General features: G+C 69.2%; 13 protein-coding genes. 9 read left to right on the top strand and 4 right to left on the bottom strand.

Going from position 1 to position 20,005, the window contains the following annotated elements; genetic code table 11:
- Positions 1–4: 4 nt before the first annotated feature.
- Positions 5–337 carry a hypothetical protein gene (locus EV374_RS12595; RefSeq protein WP_207914116.1) on the bottom strand — a complete coding sequence of 111 codons (333 nt, stop codon included), beginning with the start codon at positions 335–337 and terminating at the stop codon, positions 5–7.
- A 390-nt stretch (positions 338–727) separates the two neighbouring features.
- The gene (locus EV374_RS12590) at positions 728–1,255 is read right to left on the bottom strand and encodes a DUF6998 domain-containing protein (protein ID WP_132234810.1); all 528 of its coding nucleotides are present in this window, start codon (positions 1,253–1,255) and stop codon (positions 728–730) included.
- Between the two features lie 60 nt (positions 1,256–1,315).
- Here EV374_RS12590 and brig1 point away from each other — a divergent pair, with 60 nt between their 5' ends.
- Complete coding sequence (gene brig1 / locus EV374_RS12585) at positions 1,316–2,125, top strand: anti-phage DNA glycosylase Brig1 (RefSeq protein WP_132234808.1); 810 nt, start codon at positions 1,316–1,318, stop codon at positions 2,123–2,125.
- A complete protein-coding gene (locus EV374_RS12580; RefSeq protein WP_132234806.1) occupies positions 2,122–3,033 on the top strand; it encodes a hypothetical protein in 912 nt (303 codons plus the stop codon). Before brig1 ends, EV374_RS12580 begins: the two co-directional genes overlap by 4 nt.
- An 80-nt stretch (positions 3,034–3,113) precedes the next feature.
- On the opposite strand, the gene EV374_RS12575 is transcribed toward EV374_RS12580, so the two are convergent.
- Positions 3,114–3,464, bottom strand: a complete 351-nt coding sequence (locus EV374_RS12575; RefSeq protein WP_486485726.1) for a hypothetical protein — start codon at positions 3,462–3,464, stop codon at positions 3,114–3,116.
- Positions 3,461–3,754 carry a DivIVA domain-containing protein gene (locus tag EV374_RS12570; protein WP_486485725.1) on the bottom strand — a complete coding sequence of 98 codons (294 nt, stop codon included), beginning with the start codon at positions 3,752–3,754 and terminating at the stop codon, positions 3,461–3,463. Before EV374_RS12570 ends, EV374_RS12575 begins: the two co-directional genes overlap by 4 nt.
- A 312-nt stretch (positions 3,755–4,066) precedes the next feature.
- Between EV374_RS12570 and EV374_RS12565 the strand changes: the two genes are divergently transcribed.
- The 7 genes from EV374_RS12565 (at position 4,067) to brxD (ending at position 19,999) form a co-directional block, all read left to right on the top strand.
- Entirely contained in the window at positions 4,067–4,306 is a 240-nt protein-coding gene (locus EV374_RS12565; RefSeq protein ID WP_132234804.1) for a winged helix-turn-helix domain-containing protein, read from the top strand.
- Between the two features lie 72 nt (positions 4,307–4,378).
- Positions 4,379–7,954 (top strand): BREX-2 system adenine-specific DNA-methyltransferase PglX, encoded by a 3,576-nt coding sequence (pglX, locus tag EV374_RS12560; RefSeq protein WP_132234802.1) that lies wholly within the window; start codon positions 4,379–4,381, stop codon positions 7,952–7,954.
- 71 nt (positions 7,955–8,025) lie between these two features.
- Complete coding sequence (locus EV374_RS12555) at positions 8,026–8,877, top strand: hypothetical protein (RefSeq protein WP_132234800.1); 852 nt, start codon at positions 8,026–8,028, stop codon at positions 8,875–8,877.
- Between the two features lie 347 nt (positions 8,878–9,224).
- The gene (locus tag EV374_RS12550) at positions 9,225–11,789 is read left to right on the top strand and encodes a hypothetical protein (RefSeq protein ID WP_132234798.1); all 2,565 of its coding nucleotides are present in this window, start codon (positions 9,225–9,227) and stop codon (positions 11,787–11,789) included.
- A 415-nt stretch (positions 11,790–12,204) separates the two neighbouring features.
- Entirely contained in the window at positions 12,205–15,957 is a 3,753-nt protein-coding gene (gene pglY / locus EV374_RS12545; RefSeq protein ID WP_132234796.1) for a BREX-2 system ATPase PglY, read from the top strand.
- A complete protein-coding gene (gene pglZ, locus EV374_RS12540) occupies positions 15,954–18,689 on the top strand; it encodes a BREX-2 system phosphatase PglZ (RefSeq protein ID WP_132234794.1) in 2,736 nt (911 codons plus the stop codon). The genes pglY and pglZ overlap by 4 nt, the downstream gene beginning before the upstream one ends.
- Positions 18,686–19,999: a BREX system ATP-binding protein BrxD gene (brxD, locus tag EV374_RS12535; protein WP_132234792.1), complete on the top strand. Its 1,314-nt coding sequence runs from the start codon at positions 18,686–18,688 to the stop codon at positions 19,997–19,999. The genes pglZ and brxD overlap by 4 nt, the downstream gene beginning before the upstream one ends.
- Positions 20,000–20,005 lie beyond the last annotated feature (6 nt).

Below are 20,005 nucleotides of genomic sequence, written 5' to 3'. Positions count from 1 at the left end.
TCACTCATGGCGCCCGCTCGGGGCCGCCCACGGTGAGATCACGGCCTGCGGTGTACGCGTCCCGGCCGGCGGTCACGTTCTGCTGCACGGTGGTCGACTGGTCGACGCCTTCGCCGGCCGCCCGGACCGCGGCGACCAGGTCCCGTATCGCGACGGCGGAGCCCGGGTCCTCCTCCAGCCGGGCCTGTAGCCGGCCCTCCCAACGGGCCGCCTCCAGGGCGGACGCCGTGTCCCTGTGGTCCGGCGAGGCGGTCAACACCCGTTCGCGCGAATCCTCCAGGACCCGCTCCGCGCGGGCCACCGACTCCGACTCGTCGCGACCGAGAATGCGTGCCACGTGATCCTTCACGTTGAGCCATACGTCCGAGGCCATGGCCTGGATCAGAGCCGCGCTCGCTGCGGCGGCCAGGCCTGCTGCCGACAGGTCGTCCATGGGTCACCGCATCTGTCGTGATGGCGCACACCGGGGGTACGGGCACCGCCCAGTATGCCAACGCCAAAATGCCTGTCAAGAATGCGCTGGGCCTACCCGCTATCGATCCACTGGCATGAGAAACCGCCGTTTTCCCATGGAAAATCGCCTATTGCTTGTGCGACGGTCGGTGCCGAGCCCGATCGAGGGAGCATCGCGCTGTCGTCATCACGACAGTCCGCCCCGGTCGGCGCGTTCGAATTAGCGGCGCTGCGCATGTCCGGCCCGCGAGTGGTGGCACCGGGCAGGAGGGGTCTACGCGAACAGCGACAACAGCGCTGCCTGCTCCGGCGTGAGGCGTATCGGGGCGTGCGCCCCGGTAGTGGGGAAGACTTGGGCGACCTCGAGGTCGGCTCTGCGAATGCTCGTCGCGATTCCGATCTTCACACCTCTGGCCCTGAGGGTCTCGAGCAGGCGGCGGCTGTCGAGAAGGTACGCCGCAGAGATCCGCCACCGGTGGTGCCGCACGGTGCCCGTGGGCTTGGCCGGCCCACTGAGGATCAGGTAGTGGTCGCAGTGGTGCGCGCTGATGTCGAGACCGGCGAAGGCGTCGCCGTAGGCCTTGACGTTCACCGTCTGGTCAGCGAGCGAACCGGTTCGGAATGTGCCGTCGTAGCCGGCCTGGTTTGCCGTGTCGGCCAGCTCGATGTCGAACACCTGGGCGGCGATGAACTCGCCGATGTCACCCGGCTGTGCCGATCGCCCGGTGAACGCCGCGATCCGGGCGTCCAACTCGTCGCGATCCCGCAGCAACGCGGCCAATTGGCGCAAGGTTTCGGTCACGAGGTTGATTCTTCGCGTTGCGCCCTGGCCTGACCAGTCACGCGTCGCTAACTTTTCGTCATGACGACCTCCGCGCGGCAGCGCGTCGCGGCCTTCTGGGACGCCCACGTCGAATCCTGGCTCAGCGGCGACGATCGAATGCCGGAAGAACTCAAGGCATGGTTCGACTCCTATGTGGGCGCCGGCCCTGGCGAGGTGACCCGCGACGGGTTTCCAGAGCCCTATCACGGTGACCTCCTCGGTCTGGAGCACACGCCACGGATGGTGGTGCTGGGCCTGAACCCCGGCGAATTCCGTCCCCGGTTCCAGGGGCGGGACGGCATCTTCGCCAAGGAGATCAAGGAGCACGGCTCGTACAGCAGGTGGGCTACGACATGCCCCTACAACCGCTCGCCATGGACCCTGCCGGATGAGATGGGGAAGAACAGGTACTACCAGGCACGGCTTGAGTTCACCCGCCGGTGGCTCCAGGACCCGAGCGCCGACCATCGTGACCTGTTGATCTTCGAGTGCTACCCGTGGCACTCGAAGTCCATCACGGCGCCGCTGCGGCCGCCCGTCGGGGTCATCGACGAGTTCGTGTGGCAGCCGATCGCGGAGCTGCCGGTGCGGGACGTGTTCGCCTTCGGCCGGCCCTGGGACGGCATCGCCCAGGCGCTCAAGCTACCGCGGACGGGCCGGCTGGGATCCGGCGGCAGGCGCTATGGGTCGAAGGTGTCCAGCCGGGCGGTGCGGACGTACGCGCTGCCGTCGGGCCAGCGGCTGGTCGTCGAGTGGCATCCAGGGTCAGCTGGACCGCCGAGTGCCGAGGAGACGGCCCTACTGCGGGACGCTCTCGTCGAGCGCAGCCCTGTCGAGGTGTCGCCATGACCCCGGCAAGCGACACTCTCGCCACGGCCAGGCGCGTCGAGAAGCTGCGCCAGTACATGGGCGCGCAGGTGCTCGGATCGTCGGGCAAGTGCGTCTGCCGCAAGCTGGGCAGTTGCCGGCGTGCCGTCATGTTCGACGGGCGGGGAGCGCCGCGGCCCGAGGTGTCCTTCGCCGCCGGGCAGCTCTCACACGTCGGCCGTCACTACGACCTCAGGCTGGGCGGGAAGCCGTGCCGCATCCTGGTCATCGCGATGGACACGGTGCGCCCGAGAGAGCACGTGACTCTTGATCAGCGCCACGCTGAGGTGATGAAGTCGGCCGAGCTGTCGTTCACCGACCGGAATCCGCACATGAAGGGCACCACCAATGCCCTCCGGCTCGCTGTGGGGCGGAAGCCGGGGCTCGATCGGGAAGGCGAGCAGCTCCGCATGAGCGGGGTGCGGCAACCCGTGCATGTCTTCGACGCGTACGCCATGGCGAACTTGCGGTTGTGTTCGGCCACGGCCGACGGGGCGAGGTCGTTGAGCGACACGACCATGAGCCGCAACTGCCTCGCGCACCTGGCGGCGACGGTCAAGATCCTGGAGCCGACGCTGTGCATCGTGCAGGGCGTCCAGGTTCACAAGGTGCTCACTGAACTGATGGGCCGACGCCGTCAGGTTGCCCCGCACCTCGAACAGGCGCGACTCGCGGGCGTCGGCACCCTCGTCGCGGCGTTCACCAATCCCTCCGCCTGGGGCAAACTGCGCTGGGGAGGGCTCAACGGTGTTCCCTACCTCTACGAGATCGTGGCGCCGACGCTCCGGGTCGCGTACCAGAGGATGGTCGGCACGCCGGCACCGGCCGGCACCGCCACCGCGCTTTCGCAGCGGCGGCCGGCCACCCTCGATCGTCAGCGGTCGAGATAGCGGCCCCACCACTGGGGGCCGCTCGCCTCGACCTGCTCCGCACCTGCTTGCGGCACCGCGCCACCCGTCGACCGATGGCGTCACCCAGCATCAGCCCCAGCGCGCAGTCCGGCGCGGTCGCCACTCGCGGCGCTGCCCTGATCAGGTCGCCGAGCATAGGACGAGGCAGGGCGGGAGCGCGGGGCGCGGCGGGGCAGGGTGTCAGGAGGAGGGGCCGGGGTGAGGCCGGCGACCTGGACGTAGATCTCGCGCTTCGCGGTCGCCTCGCCGCGCCGGTTCAGGACGTAGCCGGTCAGCCAGATCCAGCCGGCGTACGTCGGCTGGTCGGAGACCGAGACGACGCGGAAGGTCAGCGCGCGGTCCCCGGCGAACTGCACCGAGGCCCGGCCGTCGACGGCGAGCAGGTCGCCGGGGGAGGGGCGCGCGGTCACCAGTGACCGGAGTTGCGGTGGTGCTCCTCCGGCGGCCGGCACTCCCGCGCGTGCAGGGTCTGCCAGTCGCGCAGCGCCCGCCTGATCCGGTCGTTCTCCTGGCTGAGCAGCCGTACCGTCTCGTTGAGCATGGCCAGCTCGTCGGCGACCCGGGCCTGGAACTCGCGTACCTCCGCCTGGTCGACGCCGCGTCGACGTGCGGCAAACTCGCGGGTCCGCACCTCGTACGGCGTCAACCGGCCCGGGTAGCCGGCGGGATGGGGCTGAGCACCTCGGTACACCTGAGCCACGACGATCCTCTCCAGGGCAGGCGGGAGCGCGCAGGCTCCGCGCGGTGGGGTCTGGAAGGGCGGGCCGTCCGCGAGGGGGCCGCGGACGACCCGCCCGCTCGGCCGCCGCAGCCCAATTCGGCGGTACGACGGCAGAGCAGCCGGAGGGGGCCGGGACGGGCACGAACGCCCGCCCCGACCAGGGGATGAGCCGACTCGTTGCCATGCGAGGACCGGCTCGGAATCAACATGGCTAGATATGTCAGATGAGTCAACGCTGCTTGTTAGGCGCGTCGCGGTGTGATCGAATCGGATTGCCACGCGAGGAGTGCCATGCGAGAAGTGCCGGACTACTGGCGCATCGCCGACGATGTGATCGCCGACGTCAGGTCCAAGAAGCTGAAGCCGGGGGACAGGCTGCCCTCGATCGCCGAGCTGCGTCAGAGCTACGGCGTCAGTCACGGGACCGTGCAAATGGCCTACGCCCGACTGGAGGCTTTGCGGGTGATCCGCAGGCAGCAGGGCAAGGGCGTCTTCGTCACCGACCCGAAGACCTGGATGCGGGAGCCGTAGGTAGCGGGCCGGCGACGGAAACGGACCCAACGGGTACCCCCGTCCCGTTGACGGGACGGCTAGAGTCGTCGGGTGATCGACCGGAAGCTGCTCTTGTCCGACCTGCAGAAGCAGGTCAAGAACCTGGAAAAGGACCTGCGGGAGCAGGCCGAATCGGTCGAGGAGGTGCGCCTCCGCCTGCGTGGCGAGTACGACCACGCCTTCAAGGTCGGGCGCACCGCCGCCACCTGGGCGGCCTGGCGCGACGAGCGCGTCACCCAGGTCGCCGTCGCCTGGGTGCTCGGCACCGTCTTCGTACGCTTCTGCGAGGACAACGGCCTGCTGCCCGACCCCTACCTGGCAGGTCCGGGCGACCGGCTGGTGCTAGCCGAGGAGGCCGAGGCGCAGTTCTTCCGCGACCAGCCCGACAAGACGCTGCGTGACTGGCTGCACCAGGGCTTCGACGCCATCGCCGGCACCCAGGCCGGCAGGTCGCTCTTCGACAAGCGGCACAACCCGCTCTACCAGATCCCGCTGTCCCACGACGAGGCCAAGAACCTGATCGCCTTCTGGCGTCGACGTGGCGAGACTGGCGGCCTGGTCCACGACTTCACCGACTCAGAGTGGGACACGCGCTTCCTCGGCGACCTCTACCAGGACCTCTCCGAGGCGGCCCGCAAGACCTACGCCCTGCTCCAGACGCCGGAGTTCGTCGAGGAGTTCATCCTCGACCTCACGCTGACCCCGGCGATTGAAGAGTTCGGCCACGACGTGGTCAAAATGATCGACCCGACCTGCGGCTCGGGCCACTTCGTCCTCGGTGCCTTCGAGCGGCTGCTGAAGGAGTGGGAGCAGCACGCCCCCAACCGTGACCCTCACGAGCGAGTACGCCTCGCCCTCGACGCCGTCCACGGCGTCGACATCAACCCCTTCGCGGTAGCCATCGCCCGCTTCCGCCTCTTAGTCGCCGCCGTCCAGGCATGCAACGTCAAGACCCTCGCCGACTCAGCCGGCTATGTCTTCCCACTGCATATCGCGGTGGGTGACTCGCTCATCAAAGATCGTCAGCTTTCGCTGTTCGATCTCGATGATTTCGATCAGCTGGCTGACCTGCAATACAGCACCGAGGACCTGCAGGATTACCGTGGCATGCTGGAGGACGGCCGCTACCACGTGGTGGTGGGCAATCCCCCCTACATCACTGTCAAAGACAAGGCTCTTAACGAGCTTTACCGGGGGATTTTCACCGCTTGCGCCGGCACGTACGCGCTGTCCGTGCCCTTTGCGCAGCGGTTCTTCCAACTGGCAATGCCGGCTGACGAGGAAGGCAGAGGTGCGGGCTACGTCGGTCAGATCACCGCCAACTCCTTCGCCAAGCGTGAGTTCGGAAAGAAGCTGATCGAGGCCTTTTTCGCACATGAGGTTGACCTGACGCATGTGGTAGACACCTCTGGTGCCTATATCCCGGGACACGGCACACCGACGGTGATTTTGGTCGGCCGCCAGCGCAAGCACCTTCGGGCTCAGGTAGTGCGGACCGTCATGGGAATCCGGGGAGAGCCAGGCGTGCCAGCGGATCCCAGGTTGGGCTTCGTCTGGCAAGCGATTACCAATCAGGTGGACCGGCCTGGATCCGAGAGTGATTGGGTCAGCGTTGAAGACCTTGACCGATTTCGGCTGGAAGGTCACCCATGGAGTTTAGGTGGCGGCGGGGCTGCCGCGTTAACGGCGGCGATCCAGGGGGCCACAGCCGAGGTATTGACCCGGGAAATTGATGTGCCCGTAGGGCGGGCGATCCGGGCAGGCGCGGACGAAGCCTTTATCCGGCCGTTGAATCGGCGCCTACGTACCAGGGTCACAGAAGCGGCCCTCCGGCCGCTTATGGTTGGCGAGACGCTGCGGGATTGGGACTCTAATCCGGAAGATGCCATCTGGTACCCGTACGAACCATCGCTTGGCAAGAGCGGCCTTGCCGAGGAGTTGTGGCCGTGGCGGCATCTCCTTGAGGAACGACGGACTTTCCAGGGCAACATGGCGGATGCTGGGCTCCGGTGGTGGGAGTACATGCAGCACACGTCGTCCGCCTACCAGACGCCAATGTCGATCTCGTTTGCTGAGGTGTCGACCCATAACCATTTTGTATTGGACCGGGGCGGGAACGTCTTCAAGCAGACTGCGCCTGCGATCAAGTTGCCGAAGGGGTCGTCGGAGGACGACCACCTGCGGCTTCTTGGCCTACTCGGCAGTTCGACCGCCTGTTTTTGGTTGAAGCAGGTATGCCATGATAAGGGAATCCGTGGTGAGGGCGGCGGCTTCACCAGCGATGACTGGGAGAGGTTTTACCAGTTCAACGGAACTAATGTGCAGCGGTTTCCGCTGCCGCCGGCGTACCCCCTTGAATTGAGCCGGGAGATTGACGGCCTGGCGCAGCGGCTCGCCACCGTGACCCCGGCGGCGGTCGCGGGCTCCGGGGTGCCGACCCGCGACCGGCTGGATGCTGCCAGCTACGAGTGGCACGCGGTCCGGGGGATGATGATCTGCTTGCAGGAGGAGTTGGACTGGCAGGTCTACTCGCTCTACGGGCTGCTGGACCAGGACCTGACCGCCCCGGAGAGCGTCCGGCCGCCGATGCTGCAGCTCGGGCAGCGGGCCTTCGAGATCGTGCTGGCCCGCAAGATGCGCGACGAGGGCCTGGAGACGCAGTGGTTCGCGCGTCACGGGTCGATGCCGATCACGGAGCTGCCGGTGTCCTGGTCGGCGGAGTACAAGGCGGTCGTGGAGCGGCGGATCGCGGTCATCGAGGGCAATCGCAACATCGGGCTGATCGAGCGGCCGGAGTGCAAGCGGCGCTGGGCCACCGAGGGCTGGGACGCGATGCGGCGCAAGGCGCTGCGCGACTGGCTGCTGGACCGGTGCGAGGCGCGGGAGCTGTGGTACCACTACGTCGACGGGCTGGAGCAGCCGTGTCCGCTGACCACCGCCCAGCTCGCCGACGAGCTGCGCCGCGACGACGACGTGCTCACCGTCGCCAACCTCTACGCGCCCGGTCAGGATCTCGGCAAGGTGATCGCCGACCTGGTTGCCGACGAGCACGTGCCGCACCTGGCCGCGCTGCGCTACAAGGACTCCGGGCTGGCGAAGCGCGCCGACTGGGAGCACGTGTGGGACCTGCAGCGGCAGGAGGACGCGCTGCCCGACGAGGCGGCGAAGCGGGAGTTCCGCAAGCAGATCCCGGTGCCGCCGAAGTACACCTCGGCGGACTTCCTCAAGGGCAGCTACTGGAAGCACCGGGGCAAGCTCGACGTGCCCAAGGAGCGGTTCGTGTCGTACCCGGGTGCCAGCCGCGACGGTGACCCGTCGCTGCTGGTCGGCTGGGCCGGCTGGGACCACCGCGAGCAGGCCCAGGCCCTGGCCACCCTGATCGTCGCCCGCGAACAGGAGGACGGCTGGGCCGCCGACCGGCTGTCACCGCTGGTCGCGGGGCTGCGCGAAATCCTGCCCTGGGTACGCCAGTGGCACGGCGAGTTCGACCCGCAGTGGGGCGCCTCGCCGGCTGACATCTACGCCAGCTTCCTCGCCGAGACCACCAACCGCCTCCACCTCACAGACGAGGCGCTGACGTCCTGGCGCCCGCCGAAGGCCACCCGTGGTCGTAAATCCAAGGCATAGGGGCCCGCTTCACTTCCGCGGCGTTCCTCGGCGACGTTCTTCTGCAAAAATCAAATGGGGAGGTTCATGCCATGGCCACGAGCCAAGCGATCGAGGACCCGGAGGCGCGCTTTTCCGCAGTGCTGGTGAGCGCAGCAGGTCTTCCGGGCGTGCGAATCAGTAGGGCCGAATACCTCAGGAGTGCCCTGACCCAGCACTGTTCTGAGGACGAGATTCGCCGAGCGATCGAAGAGACCCCCGCAGCAGCCGGAATCCCTCTCGAAGTTCTCGATAAGGCGGCAGACGATTCCATCTATTACGAGGCTGCCAAGGCCAGCGTTCTCTCTGCCGCTGCGGGGATGCCCGGTTTGCTGTTCCTGCCCGCCACTGTGCCCGCCGACCTGGCCCAATACTTCGGCCACATGCTCCGAATCGCACAAAAACTTGCCTACCTCTACAGTTGGCCAGACCTTTTCTCGGCCGACAGCGACGACCTCGACGACGCGACCAAAGGGATGCTCATCCTCTTCGTGGGCGTGATGTTCGGCACCCAGTCGGCCAACGCTGCCGTGGGGAAAATATCGGGTGAGATCTCCAAGCAAGTTGTCAAGAAACTACCGCAGAAGGCACTCACCAAGGGCGTTGTCTACCCGGTAGTCAAGAAAGTCGCAAGCTACCTCGGCGTTCAGATGACCAAGCAGACTTTCGCACAGACTGTCTCAAAGGCGATCCCCCTCGTCGGGGCCGTCGTGTCGGGTGGCCTTACTCTTGCGACCTTCCTCCCCATGTCCAAGAGGCTGAAGGAGCACCTGTCCGGCTCGGAACTGGCGAAGCCGAAAGCCCAGGTTGTAGATGCGCAAGTCGTAGATGTGGATGTTCATGAGTCCCCCGCCGCCGATGACATCAAGCGGCAGCCAGGGTCAGAGTGCGCGCCCTTGGGCTAGAGAATAATTGCGGCCGAACTGGCTGGGGAGGCACGATGGCATCACAGGTTCCCCCGGGGATCCAGATCAAGAAGATCCATCCCGCTGTGGGTGAGCTGCAGAAATACGTCCTCAATGGTCCTAGGACCTTCCGATGTGTCAGGTGCCGGCGCATGCGCACGTCCAACCGCTTGGCGACCACAGCGGGAAACTGGGAGCAACTCGTCTGCCACGACTGCTACGCGGTTGGGGCGGCACCGGGTGCCGGCCGGGCTGGATCCGCCCGAGCACGAGGTGCCAGCAGAGCGGCTCGGTCCACACCTGTGCAACGTCAGCCGGATGAGCCCGCCAGCCCGTTGCCCCGGGACATGGTCTGGCTCGCCGCCCTGCACCGTGCCGTCGCTGAAGGACAGCAACTATCGTCGTCCGACGCCGCGACACTGCGTCACGCCGAAAAGGCAACCTCGGCAGCGGCACTGCGCTACGCCGAGCTGAGAGCTGACGCGGAGGCCCGCTTCGCGGAAATCACCGGAAACACGAGCCAGGCCCAGTGTCCGCCTGCTGTTCGGGACAAGCTGGCGCTGGCTCGGAGGGCGGCATGCGAGGCCATCGCCGTCTCCCAGCAGCGAGCCACGATGGACGACCCGGCACGCGTTTCGCCGGAGAAGCTGGACGTGGCGGTCACGCGCGCTGTCGCAGGCGGGGCCCTGCACGACGCGCTCCTTCAAGTCCTGAAGCGACGCGGCCTACGTGCCGACGCGCTCGATTTACCGACCTCGGATGTGTGGGGCTGGCTGGCCCAGCACGAGGGAGGCGACGAGCCGCTGCCTCCCATCGACGTCCAACGTTTCCAGCATCTCGGCGACGAGACGTTCATTCAGGAAGCCGTGCGTGATGCCGGCCGGCAGCACCACGACAGGGCGTTGGCACATAAGGCACTGGCGGAACGCTGGGCGACCGGGGCCGAGGAGATCCTCGCCGAGCTTGAGCGTAGCCGCGACTCCGCGGCAGAGAAGCTGAGACGTACGGCAAGCCAGGAACTGCGGACACGGCTGAATCGGGCCGACGGCGCCTACGCGCAGGGGCACGCCCGATGCCTGGAAGCGAAGCTGATCCTCGATGGTCTGCGGGCGCGAGCCGTGGAGCTGCATCGCGGCGAGCGGCTGCGGTCGCTGCGGGCCAGCTGTCTGGCCGAGACACTCGACCTCGTTCGGCTCTCGAATCCCGCGCTTGCCACGGCGGTCGCGAACGCCTGCGCGGAGCACCACGCAACCTGCCCGAGGGCCCGCCGTGCTGGATCCTGCGCCGATTGTGTGCCGGCGGTGGCCGCTATGGTGCGGGACAGCCTGACGGTCACTGTCACCGGCGTACCGGAAGAAGCCGCCATTGGCCAGCAGCCTGTCGAAGTGCCGTCAGCGGAGGACGCGGTGTGTGGGCATTCCGCTGCCGCCTTCCTCTGCCCCGATCTGGTCAAGCAGATGCCGGCGGACGCCTCACGCGTGGTCGGCGTCGTCGATGTCCGCTTCCACCGCGGCCGGTTCGGCTTCGGCTGGGTCACTCGGTACGGCGAGTTGGGTACGGGTATCGACCGGGCCGCCAACGTGCACGACGCCTGGGTGCAGGCAGCGTGCCGAGCCGTCCTCGACCTGGGCGAGGACCAGGCGAACGTCAGGGTCGTCTGCCGCGACGAGAGGGCGGCCAACGTCGTGCAGTACGTGGTGCGGGTGGGGCTGGTGCCCGACGCCCTGGGCTTCGAGGTAAATCAACGCACGCGGGAGATGCTGGCTGCGCTGGTCCGGCGTCGTGGCAAGGTCTTCACCTTCACCGACAGATGTCCCGGGCCGCATCGCGGCGCGGCGGCGGCGCGGCGGCTTGCGACCGTCGTACTGAGAGCAGGGGCCAAGACCGGTTGCGGTGAGACCGTGCGGGCGACGGCGGAGCAGGTTTCCGAGGAACTCGGGGCACTCGCGGACCCGCAGGACATGCCGGCTGAGGAGAGCGGTGCCCAGTGGCTGCCGGGTGACCACGACGCTGGCGAGCTGCGATGGAACGCCCCACTGCATCGGGCCCACCTCGACGGAGGCTGGACGCCTCTCCCCGACGGATTGGACACGGCGGCTCAGGACAGACAGAAGCTTCGCCTGGTAATCGAGCACCCCAGGCGCGGGAGCACGAACGTTCAGGTGATCAGCGACGTGGTGCTACGCCGATTCGGACAGCGGTGGGAGTTCCACGGCGTGGAGTGGCCGGAGGGGATACTTCCCGGCACGTTCGTCACCTGTCGGTGGCGTCCTGGCGACGCGCGGGTCATCGCGCGCACGGACCTACTGCCGAGCCCGCAGCGGGTGGACGGGCTGCTGTTCCACCACCACTACGACGCGCAGGTGGTCACCCGGGAAAACGCACCCGGATCAGATCAGGAGGAACCGGTCCCCGAGTTGTCCGACACCGGCTGGGTGCTGCGTACGCTGCGCAAGCTGGGGCATCTGAGCGCGGACGGAACCGCGATTCTGGCTGAAGGGGCTCTTCTGCGGAACTGCCTGAGGCTGGGACTGCCGGAACAGCGTGTCAAGGGCATTGGTGCAGCCGTGCGGCAGTTGGTACAGGACCGACGAATCAGCCGAGTAAGCGGCAGCCTCGATCAGGATGACCTTCCCTGGTACCCGCCGTTAGCCGGACAGGCGCGGGCCGATCTCCTGCGCTACGCCCCCAGGGTTGAAGCCGTCAGCCGACGGGGTGAGACCCGTGACGCCCACCGCACCGCCCATCCGGGCTACTGGGTGGAAGGCTACGTCCGGCGGCTGCCGGCTGGAGCGCGGGCCTCCGCCGAGAGCATCGAGAACCACCGCGAGGCAGTTCGGAACGCCGAGGTGGTGGATCGCCCGCTGCCGGATGGATGCACCTTCGTAAAGCGCTTCCGCCGCGTGCGTTGACCCGGTAAATCAAGGAAAGGAATCAGGATGTCCGACCTTGCCGAAACGCGCTCCACTCACACCTGGTGGACTGCCGGCGACGTGGCCGAGGTGACCGAGATGCTGGCGTCCCGGCGGTCTCGGCTATGGCAACTCGTCGCGCCAGCCGACCAGGCGACCGCGATAAGAGCCTTGTCGAGGACGAGTGCGTCATAGCTGTCGTCACGGCCGGCCCGCACGATCCATGCCTTCGTCTTCGGATCTCCATACCCCGTGGCGTATGGCCGTGTCCACCCCATGATCGGCTGTTGATGTCTACCGCGCGACTACTGGGCGGAATATCCGGTAGCGGCCGGTCGGGCCGAGGAGTCAGTCCTGTCGTTCCGGACGCGCGCCTGCTCCGAGCCGGCGCGGACTGATCGGTACGGTAAACGGCATGTCTTCGCCCACCCCCGCGCCGCTGCTCCGGGAGTTCATCGAGATCCCGGAGCGCACGAGCACGAGCGACTTCGTGCTCAAGCTCGCCGACAGTGTCGCCGACGCCGATTCCACCCTCCGTGACTACGTGGTCACGGATCGGCTGCTCGGCAACTTCGACGAGGCGCTCGGGCTGATTCGCTCCGCGGTCGAGGGGCACGCGTCGAAGGCCGCCTACCTGCACGGTTCCTTCGGTTCCGGTAAGTCGCACTTCATGGCGGTGCTGCACGCGCTGCTGCGCGGCGAGTCCGTCGCCCGGGGGCGGGACGAGTTCGCGCCGCTGGTCGCCAAGCACAGCGTCTGGCTGGACGGTCGCAAGTTCCTGCTGGTGCCGTACCACCTGCTCGACGCCCGCTCCCTGGAGCAGCGGGTGCTCGGCGGCTACGTCGACCGGGTCCGCGCGCTGCACCCCGAGGCGCCCATCCCGGCGGTGCACCGCACCGACGCGCTGCTGGACCAGGCCGCCTCGCTGCGGGAGAAGATTGGCGACAAGCAGTTCATCGACGGCCTGCCGGGCGGGGACGTCGAGGACGAGTGGGGCGAGAGCGAGACCTTCTGGACGCCCGAGCGGCTCGACCAGGCGTTCGCAGGCGCGTACAACGACGAGCTGCGCCGCAAGCTGGTCAACGACCTGCTGACGAGCTGGAACAAGGGCTTCTTCAGCAACGCGCGGGAGGACGCGGAGGCGTTCGTCTCGCTCGACCGGGGCCTGACCGAGATCAGCCGGCACGCCAAGGAACTCGGCTATCACGGCCTGATCCTCTTCCTCGACGAGCTGATCCTCTGGCTGGCCAACTCCATCGGCGACCAGCAGTTCGTCTCCCGCGAGATCCAGAAGATCACCAACTTCGTCGAGGGCGGCGACACCCGCCGGCCCATTCCGGTGATCAGCTTCATCGCCCGGCAGCGCGACCTGCGTGAACTCGTCGGCGAGGAGGTCACCGGCGCCAACGAGCTGAGCTACCAGGACACCCTCAACCTGGCCAGCGGCCGCTTCGACGTGATCAAGCTGGAGGACCGCAACCTCCCGGAGATCGCCCGCCGCCGGCTGCTCAAACCCCTCGACACCACGGCCGGCGAGGCCATCGCCCGGGCCTTCGACGCCACCACGAAGGTACGCCGGGAGGTCTTCGACACCCTGCTCGGCACCGACTCCGGCAGCGGCGCCGACATCGACGCCTTCCGGTCGACGTACCCGTTCAGCCCCGCGTTCCTCTCCACGCTCGTGCACGTCTCCAGCGCGCTGCAGCGCTCCCGCACCGCGCTGAAGCTGATGCGCCAGCTGCTGGTCGATCGTCGCGACACGCTGCGCCTCGGCCAGCTCGTGCCGCTCGGCGACCTCTACGACGTGATCAGCAGCGGCGGCGACCAGCCCTTCACCGAGAAGCTCAAGGCCGAGTTCGAGATGGCCCAGAAGCTCTACGACCTGAAGCTGCGCCCCTACCTCCTCGGCCAGTACGGCCTCACCGACGACGACCTCGACGCGGCCCGCCGCGGCGACCCGCAGCCCGCCGAGACGGTGGGCCGGGTCCGGGCCTTCACCGGCGACGACCGGCTGGTCAAGACGCTGCTGCTGGCGGCCCTCGCGCCCAGCGTGCCGGCGCTGCGGAACCTGACCGCCCGGCGGCTGTCCGCGCTCAACCACGGCAGCATCACCAGCCCGATTCCCGGCGGCGAGGTCGCCCAGGTCAGCCGCAAGCTCGCCGACTGGGCGGGTCGGTTCGCCGAGATCCGCATCGGCGAGGGCGACGACCCGGTGGTCTCCCTGGAACTGGTCGGCGTCGACGTCGACAGCGTGCTGGCCACCGCCAAGCACTACGACAACGAGGGCGCCCGCAAGCATCTCGTGCAGCGGCTGCTCTGGCAGCAGCTCGGCGTGCCGTGGAGCGACTCGTTCTTCGCCGAGGCGGGGCTCACCTGGCGGGGGAGCCGCCGCGCCGTCGAGCTGGTCTACGGCAACGTGCGCGACCCGCACGACATCCGGGACGAGGCGTTCCATCCGAACGATCCCGCCGGCTGGCGCATGATCATCGACTATCCGTTCGACGACGGCAGCCACGGACCGGCCGACGACCGGCAGCGGGTGCAGGAGCTGACCAGCCGGACGACCTCCCAGACGGTCTGCTGGATTCCGGCGGCGCTGACCGTCGAGCGCCGCACCGACCTGGGCAAGCTCGCCATCATCGACAAGCTGCTCGAAGGCCAGCGCTTCGACAGCCATGCCGAACACCTCAACCCCGACGACCGGCGCCGCGCCCAGGCCGCGTTGACGAACCAGCGCAGTGCCCTGATCGCCAAGATCCAGGCCGTGCTGCGGCAGGCGTACGGGCTGGCCACCAAGCAGCCCACCGACGTGCAGCTCGGCTTCGACGACCACCTGCAGTCGCTCACCCGTGCCCTCGAACCGAAGCTGCCGATGGGCGCCACCTTCAACGACGCGCTGCGCAGCCTCGGCGACCAGATGCTCAGCCAGCAGTTCCCCGCCCACCCCGACTTCGACCCCGACCGCAAGGGCGAGGCCGTTCGCCTGCCCGAGGTCAAGGTCGTCCTCGACCACGTCCGGCAGGCGGTCGAGTCACCCGAGGGCCGGGTCGAGGTGGACCGGGCCCACCGGCAGACGCTGCGCCGGATCGCCAACCCGCTCGGGCTCGGGACCATGCACGAAGCGGCGTTCGTCATCGAGGGGCAGTGGGCCCAGCACTTCCACCACAAGGCCGCCGCTGAGGGCATCACGGGCGAGCTGCGGGTGGCCGACCTGCTGCGCTGGATCGACCAGCCCCAGGCTCGCGGCCTCGACCCGATCGTGGCGCAGCTCGTCGTGGCCGCCTTCGCCGAGCAGACTGACCGCGCGTTCCACCACCACGGCAGCCCACTCGTCCCGGCGCCCGACCTTGGCCGGATCTCCGCCGACCACACCCTGCGCGAGGAGCGCCTGCCGAGCCAGGAGGACTGGGACACCGCCCGCGCCCACGCCGCGGCCATCTTCGGATTCCAGCCGATCGCGTTGCGGCGGGGCCGGCTCGTGGCGATGTTCGGCCGTGACCTGATGACCCAGGCGAACCGCTACCGCGAAGCCGCGCACGGGCTCGTCGCCCGGCTCGAACAACACGCTAGGTGGCTGGGCATCGACACGGAGGCGGCCGGTGGCCGGCTCGGCACCGCCCGTGTCGCGGCGGACCTGTTGGAAGGGCTGACCAGCTCGCGTACCGCCGTGGAGACCGTGGAGCGCCTCGCTCGTGCCGAACTCGGCGGCCCGGCCGACCGGACCGGGAAGAGCATCAAGAGCGCGGCCCAGGTCTCCGCCGATCTCGCCGCCGCCTCCTGGGACAACTTCGAGATCATCAGCGGGCTCGGTGGCGCCTGGGCCACCGAGGCGACGGCGATCCTCACCGAACTGCGCCGGGTCGGCCAAGCCGACGAGCTGACCGCCCCGCTGTCCCCGGCCCTGCGCCGGGCACAGGCCGACGCGGTGACACTGATCCGTCGTGTGACGCGCAGTCGGGAGTCGATCGACGAGCGGTCCCCTGAGGTCGTGAGCCGCGATCCCGGTGGCACGCGTCAGCCGGGCGCCGGCGGCGGCACGGTGGCCACCCCGAGGAACGAGGTTGCCGTCCCGGCGGCCGACGTCGACCGGGCGGTCGAGAAGCTTCGCGCCTTCGCGGCCGCCCACCCGGGCACCAAGATCGAGGTGAGCTGGAGAATCGTCTCGTGACCCAGGCACCCGCCCCCGCCCAGGCGCTGCGGATCAGCCCGGCGGCTCTGCGCCAGAAGGTGGCGCAGCAGCTCGACCGACACCGCAACGGCGACGCGTACCCGGTGATGGTGGTGCGCGCCGAACCCGCGTGGCCGCACGACCCGACGATGCTGTTGCCCGACGGCCGCCGTGCCCGGATCGAGGCATGTGTCTCGCCGCTCGCCGTCTGGGAGCACCTTGTCGCCGACCGCGGCGACGAGGTGCTGGTCCTGCTCACCGACATCCCGGAGTCCGTGCTGCATCACGGCGTCCGCAGCCGGATCTTCCGGGAGCGGGTGCATACCGTCGAGCCGTGGGACCTCGTCGTGGACGCCTTCGGCGCGCAGTTGCCGGACCCCGCTCTGGAGCGGGAGTCGTGGGCCGGCGTGGCGTTGCTCGACGCCATGCCGACGGCGGGCTGGCCAAAGCTCGCCACCCCCGTGCTGACCCGCGACGTCGCACTGCGGCACCTGGCCGCCGTGCGCCTGGGCCTCGACCGGCGGGGCGAGAACCCGGACGACCTCGATGTCGCCGCCCTGCTGCGGTGGAGCGCCCAGCCGGGCGGGGCCGAGGCCTACGGGCTTTTGCGCGAGGAGGAACAGGACGGGCTGGGTCGCTGGCTCGTGGAGCAGTTCGGCCGGCCGGCGAAGGCCCTGTTCGCACTGACCGCTGCCGGGCGAGGCCAGGAGGCCCTGCCTCTCGGCCTCGTCTGCGACGCGTTGTGGAGCACCGAGAACGCCGACGCGGTACGTGCCCAGGGCCGCGTCGACCAGTACTTCGGCAGCCTCAACGACGACGCGACGGTGCGGGGCTTCGCCAAGGCGACCGTACAGGTGGTCACCGGCCTGCTCGCCGCTGCCGAAGCGGACGTACGACGGCAGGGGCACGCCGTGCTCGACCGCGCCGAGGAACTGCTCGTCCAGTTCAACGCGGCCGGCAGCGCCGGGCACAGTGCGATCCTGCGTACCGGCTTCAACCAGCGGATCGGCGTCGTGGCCCGGGCCCTGCTCGCCGGGCTGCACGATCCGGCGGACACCGCGCTGGAGCGGGCGGTTGAACACCTCGCCGAGCACCGGCTGGCAGCAGCCGAGACGGAGCGGATCACGCGGATCCGGATGGCGCAGCGCCTCGTGCGCTGGCTCCGCACGGACGTCGCGCCGCCCGAGAGTGTCGCGGACGGGATGGATCGGCAGATCGCCGAGTGGGGTTGGGCCGACCTGGCGCTCAACCACGTCTGGGCCGGCGACGACGCTCACCCGGAGTTGCAGCAGGCGTTCCGGCAGATCCACGATCGTGCACAGGCGCGCCGCCGGGAGCTCGACGGCGCCTTCGCCCGACGCCTCGGCGCCTGGGCGACCGCCGGGCCGGGCAACGACGGCGGGCTGCTCACCGTGGAGAACATCCTTCCGCGCGTCGTCGAGCCGCTGATCCGCGCCGACCGGCCGGTGCTGCTCGTCGTCCTCGACGGCATGAGCGCCGCCGTCGCGGTGCAGCTCGCCGACGAGCTGTCCCAGCACTGGGTCGAGTACGACCCGCTGGCCCGAGCCGACGCGGGACGCCGCCGGGGCGTCGTGGCGGCGCTGCCCACACTGACCGCCGTCTCCCGGACCTCGCTCTTCGCCGGCGCGCTGCGCAGCGGCAACCAGGAGCACGAGAAGAAGCTCTTCGCCGAGGGCCGTTGGGGCAAGGGCTCGCGGATCTTCCACAAGGGCCCGGCCCGGGGCGGCGCGGGCGAGGTGTTCGCCGGCGAGTTGGCGGCGGCGGTCGCGGGCCCGGCTCCTGTGGTCGCCGTGGTGATCAACACCGTGGACGAGTCGCTGGCGCACGGTCGGGAGGGCGGCGAGGCAGGGTGGCAGCTCGACGACGTCGGGTTCCTGCGCAGCCTGCTCGACCAGGCGCGGTCCTCCGGCCGCGCGATTGTCGTCACGAGCGACCACGGGCACGTCCTGGAACGCGGGGGCCAGCACGTCAAGGCCACCGACGCCGCCTCCGCCCGCCACCGGACCGGCCCCGGCCCGACCGCGCCGGGCGAGATCGAGCTGACCGGCCCGCGCGTGGTCGCGGAGGGCAAACGGATCATCGCGTTGTGGGACCCGCTCCTGCGCTACCGGCCCAGCAAGGCGGGTTACCACGGTGGCGCCTCGCTCGCCGAGGTCACCATTCCGCTGCTGGCGTTCCTGCTGCCGAACGTCGCCGAGCCGCCGACCGGCTGGGCACCCGTCGAGGCTCGCCGGCCCCCGTGGTGGCAGGCGACCGCCGCCGCACCGGCCGCCGCGCCCGTGACGTCGGCGCCCGTGCCCAAGCCGCGCCGGAAGGCACCGGCCGTCACCGGGGACGCGCTGTTCGACGTACCGGAGGCGACGACCACGACTGCGGCGGCGCTGGCCGGCGACGGGGATCTGGTGGCAGGCCTGCTCGCCTCTGAGCTGTTCAAAGCTCAGCACAGCCTGACGCCGCGCCGCGTGGACGAGCGGAAGATCGAGGCGGCGATGCGCGCGCTCGTCGACGCGAAGGGCGTACTGCCGGTGGCGGTGCTCGCGCAACGTGCCGGTGAGGCACCGGTACGTGCGGGAGGATTCGTCACCACGCTGCAGCGCATCCTGAACGTCGACAACTATCCCGTCCTCTCGCAGATCGACGACAACCGGACCGTTCGCCTGGACCTTGCGCTGCTGCGGGAGCAGTTCGGGCTGCCAGGGGCAAAACCGTGACCACGGTCAGTCCAGCCCGCCGTCGCGAGGTCGTCGACGCCCTGCGGCGGGGTGCCGTGCCCTCCGCCGGCCTGGACCTCTTCGCGGTGGGGCTCGACCGGTTCGGTACCGCGGTCGGCGAGGATCTCGACACCGTCGCCGCCGGTGGCTCCGTCTTCAAGGCTGTTCGAGGCGAGTACGGCTCCGGCAAGACGTTCTTCACCCGGTGGATCGCCGAACGCGCCCGACGGGCCAACCTCGCCACCGCAGAGGTGCAGGTCTCCGAGAACGAGACGCCGCTGCACCGGCTGGAGACCGTCTACCGGCGGCTCACGGAACGGCTGAACACCTCGACGTTTCCGCCGAGCGCGCTGCGCCCGGTCGTCGACGGCTGGTTCTACGCGCTCGAGGAGGACGTCCTCGCGGCCGGCGAGGTCGCCCCCGACGACGTCGACGCCCTCGACCAGGCGGTCGCCGCGCTGCTCGACCAGCGGCTCGCCGCCGTGAGCCGGAGCGCCCCCGCCTTCGCCGCCGCCCTGCGTGGCTACCGGCGCGCCACTCTCGACGGAGATCCGGCGACGGCCGACGCGGTGCTCGCCTGGCTCGGCGGTCAGCCACACGTCGCCGCGGCCGCCCGTCGGGTAGCCGGCGTCAAGGGAGACCTCGACCACTTCGCCGCGCTGAGCTTCCTGCAGGGGCTGCTCGCCGTGCTGCGCGACAGTGGCCACCCCGGCCTGCTGCTCGTGCTCGACGAGGTGGAGACCCTGCAACGGGTCCGCTCGGACGCCCGGGACAAGGCACTCAACGCGCTGCGTCAGCTCATCGACGAGGTGCACTCGGGGCGGTTCCCTGGTCTGTACCTGGTCATCACCGGAACCCCGGCCTTCTACGAGGGGCCGCAGGGTGTGCAGCGGCTCGCGCCACTGGCGCAGCGGCTCGCCGTCGACTTCGCCACCGACTCCCGGTTCGACAACCCGCGCGCCGTGCAGATCCGGCTGCCCGGCTTCACCGTCGACTCCCTGGTCGAGCTGGGCGGACGGGTCCGCGACCTGTACGCGGACGGCTCGTCGGCCCCTTCGCGAGTGGCCGCTCTGGTCGACGACGCCTACCTCGGCCAGTTGGCCCGGGCGGTCGCTGGCGGGCTCGGCGGCAAGGTGGGTGTCGCGCCGCGCCTGTACCTCAAGAAGCTCGTCGGGGAGGTGCTCGACCGGGTCGACCAGTTCCCCGAGTTCGACCCCCGGCAGCACTATGCCCTCACCATGTCCGCCGCCGAGATGACCGCCGTCGAGCGAAATGCCTCCAGCGCTGACGAAATATCACTCGAGCTCTAGGAGAGA

The sequence above is a fragment of the Micromonospora sp. CNZ303 genome, from assembly GCF_004345505.1.
This window is presented reverse-complemented; position numbering and strand designations above follow the sequence as displayed.